Here is a 17,961-nt window from a genome sequence, read left to right as displayed (position 1 = left end):
AAAAGGCGCAAAAATTAATTTGCACCCTGAATTAAAAAACCTTACAGAAGCTTAACTGTCCTTAACTAACACAAATCCAGAATAAACCGACTTGTAATTAACATCCTGAGTAAGATCTCGGATGCAACCCCCATAGCTGCCATTGCTTCAGCAAGCAGTTGCTCAATCTGAGCAACAGAGAAGCGACCTTTGACAGCTATCTCAGCTGCAGGAAACCCCACTGAGTAAAGAATTGCACCCAGCATTTGGTTTTTATTAAGCTCGGGGAAGAACGGTTTAAGAGAGATAAGAGCTTCAGTACGTAATGAAGTAAATACTTCATCACAGTTAATACTGTACTTAGCGCAGATCTGCCGGAAAGTGAAGCCAGCCCAAAACACAGTTTTGAGCTCAGGAAGGGAGTCAGTATTGAAATGCTTCTGTACAGACTCCAGAGACTTTTTGACTGTGACAGGAGCAGTTTCAAGAAGGCTTGAGATGTCCTGATGGTTTGCACCCATAGAATAGAAACAAACGTTTGTAGCCTGCTTTGGGGTTAATGCAGGAAAATACTTGCACAATTGTGCATATACAATAGGATCCACGGCAGCCATAGCAGCCTCCTAGTCAGGTTGATGTGGTTAGCTGGTTGTACAGGGGTCCAGCCTGTGCAATCAGCGACATAGAACTTTAATTTGAGTTATGTCTTTGTTTTAAATCTCCTCATGGTCGTGGTAAATCTTTATTCACAGGGCGCAATTCATCATCGCTGCTGAACTGAACCTGTGCCTGTTTCTGCTCCGGCTGCACTCCAGATTGGCTTAAGCTCATTTCAGTTGAACGCACGCTGGCCATCTGCTCGGGATCGCTGACCGAAAATGTATTCCCGTCTCGCTTAGTCAGATTACGTATCACACCCGAATACAGCACACGGTTCACAGCTCTCTGCTCACCAGTCAGGGTTACACTATCTCCATTGCGCCATGAAGTAAGCTCAGCCGCTAAATCATTATTGAAACGATCGGATTTACTGTCGGGCGCTGAATAGACCTCTACCCTGTCACCAAAATCAGTCACGGCGGGTTGTCCGTCACGCAAATAACTTACAGTGCCGTCACGTAATAGACGCGTCTCGTGTTCGCTCGACCTGAATGTCGGAACATTATCGCCCGGTCCAAAATGAATGACAGCATTAGCTTCTGGCCATGAGCTTTGTTGCTTACGTGCTGCACGATTATTGCGATAAGACCAGCCTCGTAACTGACTGAGTGCAGCCGCGTCTCCTTTAACTGCTTCCTGTTCAACCCAGGACTTCCAGCTGAGCGGACGAAGCGCGCCAGCATCGTGCAGCGTCTGTCGTTCTTCGCGCAGTTTCAGTCGCAGTTCAGCAGTAGCCTTCAACTTTTCAAATTCAGCAACACGATACATCAGCTTACGCATTAGCGGATCGCGAACAGCTTCACGTACGTGTGATTTCATCGCTATGCAGTGTGCAGAAATCTCACGGAACTGTTCACTGCCACGCAGATCAGGCTTTTGCCAGCCAGAGCGATAGGCATCATAACGAGCGCGGAGAATTTCGCGTGCTACAGCACGTGCCTCACGACGTTCACGGCGGGCTTCCTGATCGCGAACATGCAGCTGTGGCACGTAAAACTTATCAATCAGCAGAATGCCGTCGTCATCACTATCAGGGTTAGAAACCGGAGGTGCAGGCTGGAAAACTCCATGCTGTGCTGTCATTGCCTGATTGCTGATGGCTGGATGAATATCTGATGCCTTCACACTTACTCCATCAGGATTAAGCAGGTCAAACACGGCAAGGCCACCGTTCTGCTCGCGTACGCCAAGCCCGCGCGTATACATCAGGTTGTGCAGCAGAGACCAGTTGAGAGATCCCTGCTCATGGAAGTCACTAATCATCTGTCGAGTTTCACGAACCGCATAACCATGAAGGCTTTCTTTATCAGAAAAGATTTCACGCTTAGCCGCACCGCGTGGAGCCGCAGGCATATCACGATGAGTACGATGCAATTCGCCATTGGGATCCATTTGCCAGCTGCCGTTATCGACTTTAAAGCCCAGCTCACGTTCAAGTACGCGGCAGGATTTCTGCAAGGTGTCTGCATCATTCCAGATGTTCTGTGCGCGGAAAGTTTCAGGATGAACACGATTAGCAGAGACGTGGCAATGCACATTATCAGTATCGCGATGAATAGCAGCAACGTACTGATGCTCCGCCATCCCCAGCTCCTTAAGGGTGTGGCGCACTGAAGCAAAAATGGCATCAGGAGTTGGATCTTCGTCAGCCTGCCAAGAAAGGATGTAGTGATAAACCGCATCTTTACAGCGACGGTTCTGCATCGCCGTCATGTTCATCTCAGACGCAGCGGAATCAAGTGAAAAGCAGTTGGTTTCACACAGCACTTCACCAGAAAGCACGCGCTGAATGCCCTCTGGTGAAATGCTGAAAATCTGGGATTTACTCTCAGTTGTTTTGCGTCCGACGTAATCAACCAGCTGACCAAATCCGGAAGTTGATACATTGGAAGCTGATGAAGTATGCACATCATTATCAGACGTGACTACGTCAGTAGCTTTCTTATCATCTCGCGTACTCACATAGTTAACCAGCTTCTTAAAGCTGGTTTTTTTATCGCGGCGCTTTGGTGGAATGATGACGTTCATCAGTCTTTTATTTCCTTTGCATCTACTGGCGTCATGTCCAGCGCGTTAAGTGCTCTTGCAATCTCTACAAGCACCTCCGAAAACTGACGGCTTAGCTCAGTCGTCATGCCTTCCTGCATCTGCGTGTAGAGATGCTTTTGTAAACCGCCGAGGCGTTTAATCTCATTCATCATCCGGATGTCTGTACGCACCTGAATACGGCGGTTGAGTGCGGTACGCCTGAGATACTCTGACGTCGTCAGCCCGGCCACTATCGCTTTATTCTTAATGGCCTCTGCTTCAGCTTCAGTACAGCGAAGCTGAATGAGTGTGTTCTTCTGACGCTTCTCGCTTTTCGACATAACTCAACCTTGGCACATTACCCGGGTCTCGGGGCGGAGCGCTGAGCAGGTCGTTTTGGCGTTACCGTCTGCGTGCAGGCGGTAATGACAAAACATTTCCTGTCCGATGTTTTAATTCAATGGCAGAATTTTACCAGATGAGCTGCCGGTTCGCCACATGCCTGAAGGTTGTTTGCCATATGTTAGTGCTATTAAAGCCGGTTAGACTGGCACTTTTTGGGTGTAGAACGTCAAGTGAGGTGGGAAAATCTGGAGGATGGCAGTAAATACCGACCTAAATAAGCGGTTGGATGAGCTTTATCTTGAAATGGTAAAAGTGGAAAGTAGAATGATAATTTTCCATATCAAGGAATTATGATGACACTCAGCAAAGCAAAGCAATATAGCCAGACCGACATTGAATCGATGCGAGGGAAACTTTCCGATCTGCCGGACGTGACGCAGGAACGACTGCAAAAAAAGGACGTACTTGATGCACTTCGCGACGATATTAATGCGCTAATGACAAGCAAAGGTTACACCCTTAACGAGGTGCATGAGCACCTGAAAAATTTTGGTTTTGTAGATGTAACACTGCGCGATTTGAAGGAAATAACAGCAGGTAAAAAGAAGCGTCAGGAAAAGCGGGGGGCGGCAAAATCGGCTGGCGATAGTAAGACAGCGGCCGATAATCAGTAACTGATCTGATAATGATGTTCGGCGTGAATCATCATAAAACCGTAATCCTATAAAGTGACGGCGCTACCTGAGCGCCGTCCTTTTTACATGCTGTAACCCATATAATATTCAAGCCAGAAACAGAAATGTTTCCATTCAGTCCCGTTCATTGGCGGCACTCTTCGCCGCTCTCCCTTTGCAAGATCTTCAGCCAGGTGTACAATGGCAATCGACATATAAAATCCTCATATTTTGTTTTGTCAACTCGCCGGGCTGTTACAGCAGCCCGGCACCTATCAAAACCACTTCTTTGTTTCTTTTCCTCCTTCTCCTTAGCTAATGTTCTCTGTAATGCTCACTCTCCCAATGCTCAGACTAGTTACCATTCCCAGTAGTTAAGCCCTTTAACCACCTGCGCGCCTGCATCAAAATGGATCCAGTCAAAACCTGCCTTTTTAAGGGTTGCCAGATTGTGGATAGCAAAATAGCTGATGCCGCTTTGTATCAACTCCTCCTCCCAATCAATGCAGTTATTTATTCGCAGAATCCATCCTGTTGGCGTGTTTTGAATCCAGCATTTTCCCCGTTCGTCCAGGCTGTTCCAGCACAGTTCTGGCATGATAAGCGCGTCTTGCTCGTTAATGTGTCCGGTACAGATAACAGCTACACGAGGACATTCCTCTATACACAGATCTGGACAATTCAGTGATTGAGACGGCGGAATATTATTCTTCCCGACAGCACTATCTTTCGTATTACTTTTTAACTCCTTTTTAGACACAAGACCGCCCATGACAAATGCCGCTCCACTGTTAACAGTGCTAACTTCAGTCGTCTGATTGCCTTCTTCGGTGTGCTTTTGTTTACCCCGAACATAAACCTGTAATCCCGGAGACAGCTCATGACCGAGCTTATTAGCAAGCTCGCCGTAAACTACAACGTTATGCAGCTCTGTCGCAGGTAAATACCTTTTACGAAGTGGGTTATACAGTTTTTCGTAAGTTGCCAGGGTGAAACGTAGATACAGCTCGTTACCGCTAAAAGTTAACTTTAGATTGCCAGTAAGTTCGCCGAGAAGAGTCACTTCATTGATGTTTTGCATGTTCATTAACGCTCGCAAAAAAATATGACAAAAGAAATCTGTAGTTGGGGGGCTATGCCCCCCGTAAAATCAGTAGCGAACGTGTGAGTCAATGGCCTGCTGAAAGCCTTTAATGAAGTCGCGGGCAAACGTAAAATCACGCCAGATTAACTGGCCTGATTTAGTACGCCATTCCACCTGGATTGAGTCGGCTGAATAAAAAATAACGGTAAACTGATCGGCGATCAGGTGGGGTTCTGCGAGCGCCAGAATCGCGTTCACTTTTTTCTGATCGGCTTCGGGAAGGTGTTTTACTTCGGCTAATTTCATTTCCATTTTTTAACTCCTGCGCCAGTCGGGGCGCTGCCGTGAAGCGGCAATAGTGCCGCTTCAGTAAAAACATTATACGTCTTTTGACCTACTTTTTGCAAGCTATGGTTTCATCGTTTCTTTAAATCGGATCTCAACTACGCCGGAAAGATCGCGCGCCATCCCGTTTCTGATTTTCGGCACACTGCGTATTCGCCCCACGACTAGCCCTATCTCGATTTTGCCGTTTCGCGTTACTGTCGGCTCGTCCAATGATTCAAAGCTCACCCTGCTATGAATCCCTTCACTTCTAGCCCATTTAGCGGCAGCCTGGTCAAGGAGCTGCATCAGCGTGACGGCCTTACGTGGGTGATACAGTACGCGCGGATAGTTGCCTAATGATCGGCGGCGCGAGATCGTATCAATCGTTACTAAGGAATATTCCGGCATTTTCTTTCCCCATTTAACAAAGCGGCGCCCCTCCCGGAGCGCCTGAGATTTAGCTGTTTTGATATTTCTGGCGACGGTTCTGGCGTTTGCTGTATCGCCATAACAGAAGCCCGCAATCCACTGAACTGATGCCAGCACAGGTGATCACAGCTTCAACAAATGAAAAGGCCTGATGAGCATCACCGCAGGAAACCAGAAAGCTACCGGTAATGAATGTTAAAGCTGAGGTACTGAGAAACTGGAATTTGGCCAGCTCTTCCATGCCCTGTTTTAGGGTCACTCTTGGAAAAACAATTGCTGAGGCTGCGAAAGCAGAAAGGGCGACGTAAAAAGGAAGGATCGTAGTCATATTTTAAACTCCTGCACCAGTCGGGGCGCTGCCGCGAAACTGCTCGATGCCGTTTCGAGATTACATATTACGTCTTTTGACCTACCAAATCAATGATTTTGTGATTCAAAATAAAAAAAGGAAGTATCATTTTGATACTTCCAAGTTATTTTAATTATCCTTTCTTGTTATAGATTACGTCGAAATCCCGACAGTTCGGGTGGCTGTTTACCAGTGAAATACTGGTCACGTTATGAGCAACATTATTCATCAGCATAATATTTTCAACGGTGCTAAACAGATCCGCTTCAGCGAACATAGGAAACCAGAGATCAGCATCTGGCCCGCTTAGCTTCTCATGACAGCAAAAATGGATGCCGTAACCCGTGGCCAGGCTAATGACCAGAACGGTGATATTCGCGCGCGGACCGGAATGGTGTGAAGTAGTCATGATGTCAGTTCCTGCACCAGTCGGGGTGCTGCCGTATAACAGCGTTATTGCTGTTTCTGGATTCTATTATACGTCTTTTGACCACCCTTTAAAAGGCTTATATCAGCTCTTCAGGGCGTTAACCCCTTTGCTTTCTCTGACGTCGGGGGCTTCGCCCCCTGTCTTAAATTTCTTCGCTGCACAGCATAAAAAATTTGTGCCGCCGATCGAGATAAAACTCTGTCGCTGCCAAGCTGTTGCCGGGTTTTGCTGCCTCTTCGGTATAGCGGTTGTAGGCAGTCGCCTCCCAATGTTTCAGCGCGTACCCCGTATATGTCCGGTATCCGGCAGGTAATGGCGACGCCATATCCCGCGCCAGTTTTTCCCTGATGCGTGCCAGCTTTTCCAGTTCTTCTTTTTCGGTCATAGCCTTTGATCCTGCGCCAGTCGGGGCGCTGCCGGGGAATTGCTTTGTTGCTGTTCCCAAAGTCAATTATACGTCCTTTGACCACCAATCATCAATAGCGATAATAATAAAAAAGCGCCCCTGCCGGGCGCTTCTGATTAGTCGATGGCGCGATAAAACTGATGCGATTCGGGGTGCTGATCGGCATAGGCTTTTAAAAACTCCTGGTGCCTGATCAGTCTGTCGCATAGCGATTGCTGACTGTCATACATCGCCTGGCGATTTTTAGCCTTCGCTTGCTGACTGGCTTCATAAACCTGCCAGCTGAGGCGATTTAGCGCCATAGAAGTAATAAACATGCCAAAAACTTCGGCGCTCATACGCCCGTTAAAGCCATTCCCCTGAACATCAACCTGATAAGTGCGGTCGCCGTCTGGGTACATAAAACCGCCGCCGCAGGACAGTTCTGCAAAGCGCCAGCTGCCGCCCTGGTAATCCTCGCTATAGTATTGAGCCAGGCTGTAAACGGCTGATTCCCCCCGCAGATAAGCCCCCCCGAAGAGCGTCGGCAGAAATTTCATGCGCTCCTTGGATTTGACGTCTGCGGCGGTAATAGCGGGGATAGTAGGTTCAAAGCTCATATTTTTCTCCTGCACCAGTCGGGGTGCTGCCGTGAAACCAGCCCTGTGCTGGTTCAGATTAGTTTGCGGGCCGAAGACTGACGGCCCGCGCGATCATTAATGGGGTTTTTCGGCCTCAAAAATCTCGATAAATATCGCCCGCTCAAACAGCTGCGCGGTAATTGATATTCCGTTACGTACAGCCGTCATTTCTTCGACTGAGTATGCTAAAAAGGCTGTGCCATGCTCAGCATCCGGGTCTGTTTTGATCACAATTTTATGGGTGGGCTGGCGATCTGTGCGGGAGGTAAAGGTCTGATGATGTGAAGCCATATTGTCTACTCCTGCGCCGGTCGGGGCGCTGCCGCGAAACTGCATTCTTGCCGTCTCGATAAAGAACATTATACGTCTTTTGACCACCCTTGCAAGCTATTTTCAATCATTCTGATAAAAAGGGAAGGCGCAAAATGCGCCTATTTTTAATGTGTTACATCTTCTCTGACGCTGTCAGTTCTCGGATTCTTTACTACAAACTGTAGGCCTCCAGGATTTGCACCTTCGCCGGGGCGACATCGAATTTTGCCCCTTTATGAATGATGTTATCTGGCGCGCTTATCTCACCGCTGATCAAGCTCACAGCAAATCGCGCTTTCCCGCATGTTCGCTCGCTGAACCAGACAACCTTTGCCGCCGGTCGCTCAACCGGATGAACAATCTGCCCGGACACTTTGCAGCCCGTGGCAGGCTCGTCAAGGGGGATGGTCACCGGCACCGCATCCCGGAAAAAAAACCGCACCGGCAAAGCGTTGGCGTGAACGGTCAACGTGAGCAGGGTTAACCCGATCATAACGATTCTGGTCAGATTCATAATTTCTGTTTCTTCTGTGCCTGGGAGAATCGCCCCTTAACGGGGCGATGATGATTACAGGGAGCGGAACACGTAGCCGCCGGACAACGTCAGACCGTTGAGAAAGAGATCACGCCCGTATGCCTCGTAATCAAAATACATGCGCAGTTCTGCGGGCATTCCTTCCAGTAAGCAGTGATCTTCAACGTATTCGATCGCATACGCCTCTTCGTTTTCTGCTTCGCCTACATAGGCAGCCTGAAAGGCATCAAAATCGCCCTCGTTGCCTGCGTCATACCAGGCCATCAACGCCGCCTCACAGCGTTCGTCACGTGCTGCGCGAAACGCATCAATGAAAGTCCAGCTAATGCTGGATTCTGAAGCCATCAGGCCGGGAATGTCCTCTGTATCAAGGATCATCAGCTCAGGCTCGGCTTCGTCCTTGTTTAACTCACGAAAACGGGCAATGAACTCATCTTTATCGCTGAAATCGGTCAGATTAAGCGTGTGGCCGGATGACATGCCCGCGTTGTATTTGCGGTACGTGGTGACCAGGGCGGACGGGTTATAAACACTGCTATGCATAATGTGAACTCCTGCGCCAGTCGGGGCGCTGCCGCGAAACGTCATTGCGCGTTTCGATATAAGCATAATACGTCCCTTGACCACCAAAAGCAATAAAAGTCATCTGATAAGCGCATGATTTATATTAATTATATTGTTACCAGCATTAGCTGTTATCAGTCCGTTATGTCTTTCTGACGCCTCTTTTTGGTTTTAAGACCTTCCCTGACGCGGATTTAATCTTTCCGGTCTGGTCATTCGTGCAAGGGCAAATGAGTAAAGATTGGCCGGAATGCAGGGAAGCGTCAGAGACTGCCTTGGCCGTCTGCCTTTGGGCCCCGGCGGCACCTCTGCCTGGGTGAATTACGCACCGGCGTGAGCCGGTTGCAGGGTTTGACCTTTACCATCAGACTCTAGCCGGCAGGCCCGAACCCGCTTCTGGGTTCGGCGGAGCTTACCGGCTTTGCCGGTTAGCGGAGTGAGGCTCGACGACTGCCCGCGAGGGCAGGAGCCGAAGGGGGCCCGGGGTCGGGGTTATGGAGGGTTAAAACCGCAAAGCCGGAGCTTTAACAGACCGCGTAAAATGCGCTGTGCTACATTCTGAGACGAGGAAAGGATAATACTACAGGGATAAGGGAATTTTAAATCTGAGCGTCTGAGAGCGCGCTGAGGCGCTTGTATGCGTTTTTAAATTGCTCCCTGCGGTTATCTGATGCTCTGGCCTTCCCTGGCCCTTTTCAGACTAACCCAGCTGGCCTGCCTGCAGCGCGTCAGTCAGTCGGACACCAGCCCGGCGCTGTGCGGCAATGTCAGCCTGGATCTTCAGCCCTGTTTCGGTTTGCATCACACAGCATCCTTCCCATGCACTCAGCGCAAAAAATCGTTCCTTGGCTGCCTGGTCAGCACCCTTCGCTGTCAGGGCTATCTGTGCGGCCACCTCGGACGGTGAAAGTGACTGGCGGAGCGCCTGGACCGCCAAGCCGAACGCATTGATCATTACCCCGTAGAACTGGATGAATTCTTTGCGGTATTCACCGATCCTGATGCCCTGCACCGCATTTGCCCCGGTTAACTGCATCCAGCTGGTCCATATGGCGCCGATCTGGCCTTGGTCTAACCGCTCGTCACCTGTACCAATAAATCGCGCTGTGGCATCGCAAAGCGGTTTGAAGCTAACCAGGTGTTCGCTGCTGGCCGGCACGGTGTTGTGTTCATAGTCCGTGATTGCGGCCAGCGCCGGGCTGTCACCTAACATCGCCTTTACGGTCCGCGCCAGCTCGTCGCGGGTGTCATAGGCCATGCTGATCGCCGCGCTAGGCTTGGTGGCGGTGTTATTGATGTCTGAGAAAAATTGCTGGCGCTGCTTTAATCCAACGTTCTGGAACAGCATCAGGCCGATCTGATTGCCGGTGTCCACGCTGCTACAGTATTGAATGATCGCGTTACTGCGGTGCTGGCCGTCGAACAGCTCTATCACGGCATCCATTGGCAATTCTGCCCGACCAACGCCGCTAACGTCAGACTCGACAAACCTGATCGGGCTGTTACAGTTGCCAATCAGCGGCGGCAGGATAAAGGGCTGGCCGTTCTGCATCGCATCGGTGAGATAGCGACCGATTTTGCGCACGCGGGCCGGGTTCAGCTCGCGCTGTGACCGGTCCAGGACGTGACCGCTATTGTCCAGCACAAGAAGGCGGCGCAGTGCGCGGAACGGCACGCTGAGCAGCATGAAGGGTTGTGATCCCTGGGTGCCGATAGCGCACGGGACGTTAAAAACATAATCATCTGTCTTGGTCATGGGGTTGCTCACTCTGGCAGAAGGAGGCGGGCGGCGGCGTACCGGCCCGGAAGAAGGCGGCGGGCCGTGCCCGCCGCCGGATTTTTACGCGCCTGTTAGGGCTGCCGGCTGGCGTTTACGGCCGCTGAGGTGACGGCGGCCGCCAGTGCTTTCTCGGCCCTGCGTGCCGTGCATGTCGCGGATCTCATCCATTGAGTGACTTTTACGGTTCCCCAGGCTGCGGTGCTCTTCCGGGCGGAAGTACCAGCAGACCTTCTTAGCGGCATAGCGGCAGCCGATTTCTTTCAGCGCCTCTTTGTTGGCTTTGGTTTCGCCGCTGATCCAGATCCAGTTGCCGATGATTTCCAGCTCCAGTCCTTCCAGCGCGCGCAGCTGCTCCAGCACGCCGCCGAACTTCGCCGCGTAGTCATATGCGCCTTCGGTGTGGCTGAAGCCTTCGTTAATGCGGTCTGCGTTGCGGTTAAGCCACTCATAGGCGGCGTTGACCAGCTTCATCATGTCGTTGCCGGCCGGGTTGCGATCTGGGTGATATTTCAGGCACAGCTTTTTGTAAGCGTTTTTGATGGCTTCGGTGGTGATGGTGCCTGACAGGTTGAAAACGTTGAGGGCTTCCTGAAGGGTCATAATATTTACTCCTGCACCAGATGCGGGGTGCTGCCGCCAACTCAGCAATGTGCTGAATCGATGAGCTCATAATACGTCTTTTGACCTACTAATACAACCTTTTTTGATTTAATTCTCTTTTATTTCAGATAATTAATTATTTCACCTCAAACAGCATATGATATCTGCTTATCTGCTTCGCATGAAAATTTGCGCGATAGATCCAAGTATCAGACCAGCTCCCGCAATACAGAGCATAATTGGAAGCCTTACATCAGCAAGCGGAACAACCTCATCACCATCCAGAGGCTGCGGCGTGGCTATATACAGATTAACGCCCCATGCTAAAGCAGCTACGCCGGAAAGAAGTAAAAGGTAGGGCGTCAGGGAAGTTGTTCGGCCTGCGCTCTGGCTGGTCGTTTTAGAGCCTTTCCCGGTTATCGCCATAGCTACGGCCATGCACAGCGCGCCAGCTATCAGATTGGTAGCTATAGACTGCCTGGGGGGGCGGCCAGCGTATATAGCCCGACCAGGCCAAATGTAATTATGAAAACTCTCATACTACGTCCTCGGTCAGTTTTCCTCTGACGCCTTTCGGTTAATCAGTTTCAGGGTTGGATGCTCATCCAGAAGCAGCAGCATAAAGTTGTATTCAGCCTGCCGTAACGTGCCGCGCTTACTGGCCATTTCCTTCGATTTCCAGGCTGACAGGGTGTAGCCAAAGCGATCGGCGGCTTCCTGCAGCTTCAGGCCCATAGCCTTGCGCAGCCGTTTGACCTCAGCGGCCTCAGGCTCTGCCAGCAGAAGCTTTTCAGTGATGCCGGCGGCATCTTTCTCAGGTGTATAACCTTTTATCCGGTACAGCGGATGATTATCAGCAAGAAGCATCAGCAGATTGTATTCGCCCGGATAGGTCGCCCGATCGCACGTCTCCCGCAGCTGGTAGTTACGCAGGTTGATTCCGATGATTTTCGCCAGCTCGGTCTGGGTCAGGCCCGTACGTTCGCGCACGTTAGTCATCTGCTCGCTGTCAGGAACTTCTGTGATTACGTCATACATCGCTGTCGTTCCAGAATTCAGAGTTAAGAAATATTTTAACCTGCCGCGTAGACGGATAAGGCTGCTCGCGCAGTCCCGCTTTGTCCGGCGCAGTAAACTGTGTTTGCTCAACCACTTTGTTAACACGCGCGTTCCAGCGCGCTGCTACGGCACGATAGGAGCCGTCAGCCTCTCTGAAGACCTCGAAAGTAAACTTGCGCTGTCCACTGACGCCTTCTGTGTAGTAAACCGAATCAGGATGCTTCATCTGTTTTTTCCTTGCTGTCCCTGACAGACGACTGCAGCAATGCGCACGACGTCGTCTAAGGTAAGATTGTTGAGAGTGAGATCGTATCCGCCGCCGCGGCTGCTGGATTCATTGACCGTAAAACGAGGGCCGGCGGGTGGCGAAAACGTAAAGAGGTCTCGTGCATTAAAGCGGCTGTAAATTGAGTCGCAGAACTGGCGTAGCAGGTTCTGCAGCCAGAGGTTCCGCTCATTTCTGGCCTCGGTTTCGGCACGCCAGGCATGAGCTGTTGCGATCGTACCGGTCAGCCCGGGCAGTAAACGACGGTGGATTTCGGCCGCAACAGTGGCGGCTGGGCGGCCCAGCGCCACACTGATCTGCTCCTGGTCGCCGTAGGCGTAGAATTCCGGATCAAGACCCGCGCTGAGCTGGTAACGGCCCTGACAGATCATGAAGTGGATCCAGATGTGACGGTCCACGCGGCTGCGTAGCTTGCTGCAACGGGCATGAGATGAAAGTTCGTGATAGTACCAGTCCGGGCCCAGCTCGCTGGCAATGGACCGGATATGATCGATATGGACTGAACTTAGAATGTGATACTGCATGATTTATTCCTTCGCCTGTCGGGGCGCTGCCGTGGTCAAAATATAATACGTCTCATGACCAACTTTTGCACGTATTTTTTGCCAGTAGATCAAATTGACCATGCCTGATCTTTAAGCAGCAAGGCTGTAAACATCAGCTCCTTATGCTCATAGAAGAATGCTTAAAGTGACAACGTCACCTAAATTACAATAAATTCGCCCTGAGCTACTTGGCAAAACAATTAATAGAATCTAAGGTTGCCATCGCAGCATCAGAAAACCCAAGCCTCATAACATGCTGAAATTCTTATTTTAGAAGCCCATGAATTAGTCAGCTGAACGTAAATCTTGGACCGGTGCGATAACATTCATCATCAGCAAGCATGCGCTGTACCAGTGAGAAGTTATTTTGTACGCAAAAAACGTATTGTTCAGCGTATTCTACCTGCAGCGCGTTATAGTGAGTAACATGCTCCGGCCGCGCTGGCATAAGCTGATAATCGGTAAAACGTCGCGCATGCTCAAGCATTTCAAATGGTCGTATGTGCGCCGGTAAGACCTGCGACATGTGAGACACCAGATATTCGATTTGTTGCTTTTCTTTTATTTTCTGCGCCCGTATTGAAGGGCAGTACATGGCCAGCATTAACGTCGACGACAGCGGCAGATAAATTTCTATGCCGGGCACTCCGAGCCCAAGATTACCGTATAGCCCGAAATCATTCCGATTCTTTAGAACTACCGGATTGTCAGATATGTAGAATGGTTCTGCAGCGGTGGTTTCGAAAAGATACCAGTCTTTTGCCAAAATATGCTCGACAATCTCAGCTTGGTCGACAAGTAGGTGCAGAAAAAGATGCTGAGTATCACGTTCATCAGAAACCCCCAAAGCTTCACTTATCTGTTCCGGAGTCGCGCCAATCGCAGCAACTTTATTTCTAATCGCGGATATTACATCTGAAATACGCTGCTGTTCACCCAATGTGCGGGCGCGTTGCACAGCCACGAAAACCGCGAGCTTATAACGTTCTTCCGGTGTTAGCCGAAGAATATCCTTATGTTGCAATAGGGCCAAAATTACGGGCGCTGCTTTACTTTCATAAATACCGAGCAATGGCTCCAGACTCAGCCGGTCCGGATGATCAGCAAGGTTATAAAACGTATTACGGACGGTGGCATCATCAGGAGTTGTGCTATAAGCGCGCCCGCCTGCCTTATCAAAAGCGTGCAGTCGCCTACGCTTGCCTTTTCCGGGGGCGCTGAAATGCTTTAGCAAAAAACGGGGCACCGTGTGTTGCCTGACAACGTCTGTCTTCAAGTCCAGAAAGTTGGACATGGGTGAATAATCCTTATAGTCCGTTAACAATGTCTGCGCCTGCCAATCGGGCCAGGCCTGTCGGTTTTAAAAGTAAGCTCGATCCTAAGCCTTTTTTTGATAGACCGGATAGATTCACCCGGGAATTGCTTACTGACTGACGAAGGCAGATCCGGCGCCATTCAGGAAAATACGCTGCCTGAAAATTAGGATTTCGCATGCGAAATTATTATGCCCTTCTCAGAAGTTTAAGGACCTCATCAGACAGTCTGTAACGCTGCTTTGACCAACGACCACGCGATGTATTCTTCTCCGGGTTCTGGTCCACTTCGCTGACATTCTCGTCGTAATAAACAATTTCCAGCACGCCCTGCTCCCTCAATGCTGAGGCAACTGACCTTATATTTGTTCTCACATAACCACTCTGCTTTTCAAAGTCGTCAAGGTTGATGCCACTACGATTATCATCAAGTGCATCTGCAAGTGAGAAGATTAGCCGCGTGGCCAGCGACCGCCTGCCAGTACTCCCCAACGCTGAATCGAGTTCACCAAATGTCATTGTTCTCTGGCCGCCAGTTTCTTACGGGCACGATAATGATGGTCTTCCTCGATAGCCGCTGCAATCCACCCCGAAGCAATCTTAGGATCTACATTGGAAGGAAGATGTTCAGCCAGACTATCAATTTTCATAACCGGTGTTAGTTTAAGAATTAGAGACGCGAAGCCCGCCCATTCCTCATTGTTTTCAGGACGCCAGCCACGTTTTATTTGTAAATCAAAAGCAGCCAATGCCGCCCATAAGGGCGGCTGTTTACGTTTATTCCATTCAGATAATGCAGCCCCTGGCACAGCGAGTTCACGCGAAATAAGATTTAGTTGCCGCGCATGGCTTGTCAGAACCTCGGCAGCTTCAGCACCGCTTTTTTGCTCGGCGATGAGCCATTGCCGGACAATGTTCCCGCGGAACTTACCAGACAAACATGCAAAAGGTGTAAGAGGTATCGCTGACATTAACTGGACCTCAGTCCTGCTAACTGAACCTCACAGGCTTGAACATAGTGTTCACCCTGGGGGGTTTTAACCCACACCCAGCCAAATTCTTCAGGCTTCTTATCAAGCATCAGAATGCCCTCCAAGCCATCAAGTACTACTACCGGCAGAAGTTGTTCTGGGACTTGCTGAGCTCCCGCTCGTACTTCAATTCCCGTCTGAAGCAGTAAATCAACGGGTTCCGTTACGCTGGTACCTTGAGAACCGTCCGGCGTCGATTTCGCATGCGAAATTTGCGTCTGAGGTACTTTTTTGCCGCGCCCCTTAAGATTATCGAGTTCTTTTTTGACAAGAGCGCGTGTCAGTACTTTGCCACCGTTATGGTTTTCTATGAGGCGATCTGCCGTTTCCGTATCAAGGCTATCGATCTGAATTAAGGTATAAGCAAGATCAACGTCAGAAATAGACTTGTTTTTGAGCAACGTCTTAATCTTCTGTGGAGCAGAACCGATACGCATATGTTTACTGACAAAAGCAGTAGGCTTACCGAGTGATCGGGCGATTTCTTCCCCGGTCATATTAAATTCTGTTTTCAGCTTTTCAAAAGCAAGCGCGGTCGCCAGAGGCTTAAGGCCTGATTGCTGAAGATTTTCGATAAGTTGTCCCATGATGCGCTGCTTTTCATCTTTGGGCGGGCGACCGACGTAGATATCAATAAATTCATCACCGCGCTTTTTCATTGAGCGGACGCGTGTGGCGCCAAACCAGACGCGATACCCATTTCTGTCTTTAGGAAAACAGCGCGGCGGTGTCAGGTTACCGAATTCACCGAACGACTCAACCATGCCGGAAATGACCTCTTCATCAAAATCATCTTCCGGACGAACCTGCTCGACCTCATAGATCTCATCCGCTCTGACGCGCACGATCTGCCCATCAGGCTCCAAACCGGGGCGGGCAATTTCTGCCCGAATCTTTGATGCTTCCGGCGTTCCAACCGGAGCAGGTGTATTACGGGCTGCTACACTTGCGGCGACTTCAGGCATGGTGCTTACAGACGGACCGGATGTTTTAAGCGCGTTCAATTTCTTCTGAAACTTACTCGCAGCCATCACTTTAATCCCCGTGTAAGTTCAACAATCTTTTTACTCAGTTCCTGATACTGAAGCGCTGGCTTGCTTGATGGAGAGTACTCTTTAATGGTCATGCCCAGCTCAATGGCTTCTTTGGCAAGATTTTTTACCCAAGATATATAAGCCAGCACGGTTTCAGATCCATAGTTTTTCTCCTGTAGGATGTCAAAAAGACGCTGCAGGTTTTCTGTCTCTACAGCGGTCAGATAGCCATCAAGGAGAGGCTGATTGTAGTTCTGAACATTCGCCTGGGTGATATAGGTTCCCAGGTATTTAAGTTCCGGGTTGTAATTTTTACGAATACGTTGCATGTACGACAGCTGCTTTCCGACGCCAATACGTGATGATTTCTCCAAAAGAGTTGGGATCAGCAGATAATCAGCAACAAGATGAGAGGCAATCAGAAGGTTGTTATATTCTGGTGCCGAGTCGATAAAGATGTAGTCGTAGTGCTTACGCAGCTCACTGATGCGCTCTTTAAAATCGAAGATACAATCCTGCGGACGATAGTTAATTTCATGCAGTTCGTTGGTCGAACCGATGATGTGGCGTCCATCTGGCAGCACATGAGGATTTACTTCTGTATCAGGGAAGAATAACTGATAGGCATTTGCTTCGCCTGGCGTGAAGGTATTGCCCAGCGGGTCTTTATCGATTGAAAGCGGCAGAGCATCTGGAAATGTTCTTTCCGTAAGCCCTGAGGTGGTGTCGAAATCGATCATGCAGGTCTGCATTCCCATAACCTGAAGGTTGTATGTCAGCTCATTGGTTGACTGAGATTTAACGACACCCCCTTTTTGATTTCCGACAATAATGACGATTCCTGCTTTTGATTCCATCGCTACATCCTCAAGATTTCGCATGCGAAATAATTGTGATGGCTCGTCGCTGACTGGAGAACTCCAAAAGAAGTGTTAGGCTCCGTTGAGTCTGGCGTTTCGCCGTGATGCCAGCCGGCTACCCGGTGACAAATTCAGTATGCCAGGTCTCACCTAAAGAATCAATAATGATTCTTTAGGTGAGCTTTGTATGCGAATCTAAATCCATTGAACCTACTGATTACGGCTTGATCAGCTCATTAGGTTGTGAAAGTAATTAAGGATATTCAGGACATCTAACATAAAAAAACCCCCTGTCCGCTTTAACGAACAGGGGGTTTTATCAACGCCTTACTTCAATCAAAAAGATAATTACGTTGAGGGCAACACGAATTGCCTTAAGTGTAGTGATTAACACTTCCATAACGTCCTCCTTTCATTAAAGGACATTGCGGCGCAGCCAGCCTAAGGTTTCCCGCTGCGCTTTTTTCCGTGTTGCTGGTTTTACAGTGTACAGACAACACGTTCAGCTCTGTCCCGGTTGGGCTGCGTGCATCCTGCCAGAGATGCGCCGGGTAATGTTTAATCTGTGTGCTAATGCTATCAGTCCACCTTGTAAGAAAGAGCCAGATTCGTTATTCTTTGCGACACAGTGTACAGACAACACGTTCGGTGAAGTCTGAGGAATGATGAAAGCAATGCCATGCTTCTGTCATTCCGGAAAAAGGATCAGCA

General features: G+C 49.6%; 24 protein-coding genes. 1 reads left to right on the top strand and 23 read right to left on the bottom strand.

What is annotated here, in order from left to right:
• Window positions 1-65 precede the first annotated feature (65 nt).
• From ACXKZD_RS20215 to mobA, 3 genes are all read right to left on the bottom strand, one after another.
• On the bottom strand, window positions 66-593 hold the full coding sequence (locus tag ACXKZD_RS20215; protein ID WP_128088245.1) for a hypothetical protein: 528 nt from the start codon (window positions 591-593) through the stop codon (window positions 66-68).
• A 109-nt stretch (window positions 594-702) separates the two neighbouring features.
• A complete protein-coding gene (gene traI / locus ACXKZD_RS20210) occupies window positions 703-2,667 on the bottom strand; it encodes a TraI/MobA(P) family conjugative relaxase (protein ID WP_488982125.1) in 1,965 nt (654 codons plus the stop codon).
• Entirely contained in the window at window positions 2,667-3,008 is a 342-nt protein-coding gene (gene mobA / locus ACXKZD_RS20205; RefSeq protein ID WP_094106196.1) for a plasmid mobilization protein MobA, read from the bottom strand. Before mobA ends, traI begins: the two co-directional genes overlap by 1 nt.
• A gap of 354 nt (window positions 3,009-3,362) precedes the next feature.
• On the opposite strand from mobA, the gene ACXKZD_RS20200 reads away from it, so the two are divergent.
• Window positions 3,363-3,686, top strand: a complete 324-nt coding sequence (locus ACXKZD_RS20200) for a MobC (protein ID WP_488982124.1) — start codon at window positions 3,363-3,365, stop codon at window positions 3,684-3,686.
• Between the two features lie 358 nt (window positions 3,687-4,044).
• Here ACXKZD_RS20200 and ACXKZD_RS20195 read toward each other — a convergent pair whose 3' ends face one another.
• The 20 genes from ACXKZD_RS20195 to ACXKZD_RS20100 all read right to left on the bottom strand — a co-directional run bounded on the left by ACXKZD_RS20195 (window position 4,045) and on the right by ACXKZD_RS20100 (window position 17,247).
• A complete protein-coding gene (locus ACXKZD_RS20195; protein WP_488982123.1) occupies window positions 4,045-4,767 on the bottom strand; it encodes a DUF5983 family protein in 723 nt (240 codons plus the stop codon).
• Between the two features lie 69 nt (window positions 4,768-4,836).
• Window positions 4,837-5,082: a hypothetical protein gene (locus ACXKZD_RS20190; protein WP_488982122.1), complete on the bottom strand. Its 246-nt coding sequence runs from the start codon at window positions 5,080-5,082 to the stop codon at window positions 4,837-4,839.
• A gap of 96 nt (window positions 5,083-5,178) precedes the next feature.
• Complete coding sequence (locus ACXKZD_RS20185) at window positions 5,179-5,505, bottom strand: hypothetical protein (RefSeq protein WP_488982121.1); 327 nt, start codon at window positions 5,503-5,505, stop codon at window positions 5,179-5,181.
• Between the two features lie 49 nt (window positions 5,506-5,554).
• Window positions 5,555-5,854, bottom strand: coding sequence for a hypothetical protein (locus ACXKZD_RS20180; protein WP_488982120.1), 300 nt, complete (start codon window positions 5,852-5,854; stop codon window positions 5,555-5,557).
• Window positions 5,855-6,008: 154 nt separating this feature from the next.
• Entirely contained in the window at window positions 6,009-6,284 is a 276-nt protein-coding gene (locus tag ACXKZD_RS20175; RefSeq protein WP_488982119.1) for a hypothetical protein, read from the bottom strand.
• Window positions 6,285-6,447: 163 nt separating this feature from the next.
• Window positions 6,448-6,690, bottom strand: a complete 243-nt coding sequence (locus ACXKZD_RS20170) for a hypothetical protein (protein ID WP_488982118.1) — start codon at window positions 6,688-6,690, stop codon at window positions 6,448-6,450.
• A 137-nt stretch (window positions 6,691-6,827) separates the two neighbouring features.
• Complete coding sequence (locus ACXKZD_RS20165) at window positions 6,828-7,310, bottom strand: antirestriction protein (RefSeq protein WP_488982117.1); 483 nt, start codon at window positions 7,308-7,310, stop codon at window positions 6,828-6,830.
• A gap of 96 nt (window positions 7,311-7,406) precedes the next feature.
• Complete coding sequence (locus ACXKZD_RS20160) at window positions 7,407-7,691, bottom strand: hypothetical protein (RefSeq protein WP_488982116.1); 285 nt, start codon at window positions 7,689-7,691, stop codon at window positions 7,407-7,409.
• 124 nt (window positions 7,692-7,815) lie between these two features.
• Window positions 7,816-8,157, bottom strand: a complete 342-nt coding sequence (locus tag ACXKZD_RS20155; RefSeq protein ID WP_488982115.1) for a hypothetical protein — start codon at window positions 8,155-8,157, stop codon at window positions 7,816-7,818.
• Window positions 8,158-8,211: 54 nt separating this feature from the next.
• On the bottom strand, window positions 8,212-8,721 hold the full coding sequence (locus ACXKZD_RS20150; RefSeq protein ID WP_488982169.1) for an antirestriction protein ArdA: 510 nt from the start codon (window positions 8,719-8,721) through the stop codon (window positions 8,212-8,214).
• 721 nt (window positions 8,722-9,442) lie between these two features.
• Window positions 9,443-10,498, bottom strand: coding sequence for a DGQHR domain-containing protein (locus tag ACXKZD_RS20145; RefSeq protein ID WP_488982114.1), 1,056 nt, complete (start codon window positions 10,496-10,498; stop codon window positions 9,443-9,445).
• 84 nt (window positions 10,499-10,582) lie between these two features.
• Window positions 10,583-11,122 carry a J domain-containing protein gene (locus ACXKZD_RS20140; RefSeq protein ID WP_488982113.1) on the bottom strand — a complete coding sequence of 180 codons (540 nt, stop codon included), beginning with the start codon at window positions 11,120-11,122 and terminating at the stop codon, window positions 10,583-10,585.
• Window positions 11,123-11,674: 552 nt separating this feature from the next.
• Window positions 11,675-12,160 (bottom strand): hypothetical protein, encoded by a 486-nt coding sequence (locus ACXKZD_RS20135; RefSeq protein ID WP_488982112.1) that lies wholly within the window; start codon window positions 12,158-12,160, stop codon window positions 11,675-11,677.
• Complete coding sequence (locus ACXKZD_RS20130) at window positions 12,153-12,407, bottom strand: sugar ABC transporter substrate-binding protein (protein WP_312080868.1); 255 nt, start codon at window positions 12,405-12,407, stop codon at window positions 12,153-12,155. The genes ACXKZD_RS20135 and ACXKZD_RS20130 overlap by 8 nt, the downstream gene beginning before the upstream one ends.
• Window positions 12,404-12,991, bottom strand: coding sequence for a hypothetical protein (locus ACXKZD_RS20125; RefSeq protein WP_488982111.1), 588 nt, complete (start codon window positions 12,989-12,991; stop codon window positions 12,404-12,406). The genes ACXKZD_RS20130 and ACXKZD_RS20125 overlap by 4 nt, the downstream gene beginning before the upstream one ends.
• 310 nt (window positions 12,992-13,301) lie before the next feature.
• Complete coding sequence (locus ACXKZD_RS20120; protein ID WP_488982167.1) at window positions 13,302-14,306, bottom strand: DUF4238 domain-containing protein; 1,005 nt, start codon at window positions 14,304-14,306, stop codon at window positions 13,302-13,304.
• Window positions 14,307-14,514: 208 nt separating this feature from the next.
• Window positions 14,515-14,844: a hypothetical protein gene (locus tag ACXKZD_RS20115; protein ID WP_488982166.1), complete on the bottom strand. Its 330-nt coding sequence runs from the start codon at window positions 14,842-14,844 to the stop codon at window positions 14,515-14,517.
• Window positions 14,841-15,296, bottom strand: a complete 456-nt coding sequence (locus tag ACXKZD_RS20110; RefSeq protein ID WP_488982165.1) for a hypothetical protein — start codon at window positions 15,294-15,296, stop codon at window positions 14,841-14,843. Before ACXKZD_RS20110 ends, ACXKZD_RS20115 begins: the two co-directional genes overlap by 4 nt.
• Window positions 15,296-16,387 carry a ParB/RepB/Spo0J family partition protein gene (locus tag ACXKZD_RS20105; RefSeq protein WP_488982164.1) on the bottom strand — a complete coding sequence of 364 codons (1,092 nt, stop codon included), beginning with the start codon at window positions 16,385-16,387 and terminating at the stop codon, window positions 15,296-15,298. Before ACXKZD_RS20105 ends, ACXKZD_RS20110 begins: the two co-directional genes overlap by 1 nt.
• A complete protein-coding gene (locus ACXKZD_RS20100; protein ID WP_488982163.1) occupies window positions 16,387-17,247 on the bottom strand; it encodes a ParA family protein in 861 nt (286 codons plus the stop codon). Before ACXKZD_RS20100 ends, ACXKZD_RS20105 begins: the two co-directional genes overlap by 1 nt.
• Window positions 17,248-17,961 lie beyond the last annotated feature (714 nt).

Source organism: Pantoea sp. ABR1s, from assembly GCF_057812235.1.
Note: the sequence above shows the minus strand (reverse complement) of the source record. Positions and strands in the feature narration are given on the sequence as shown.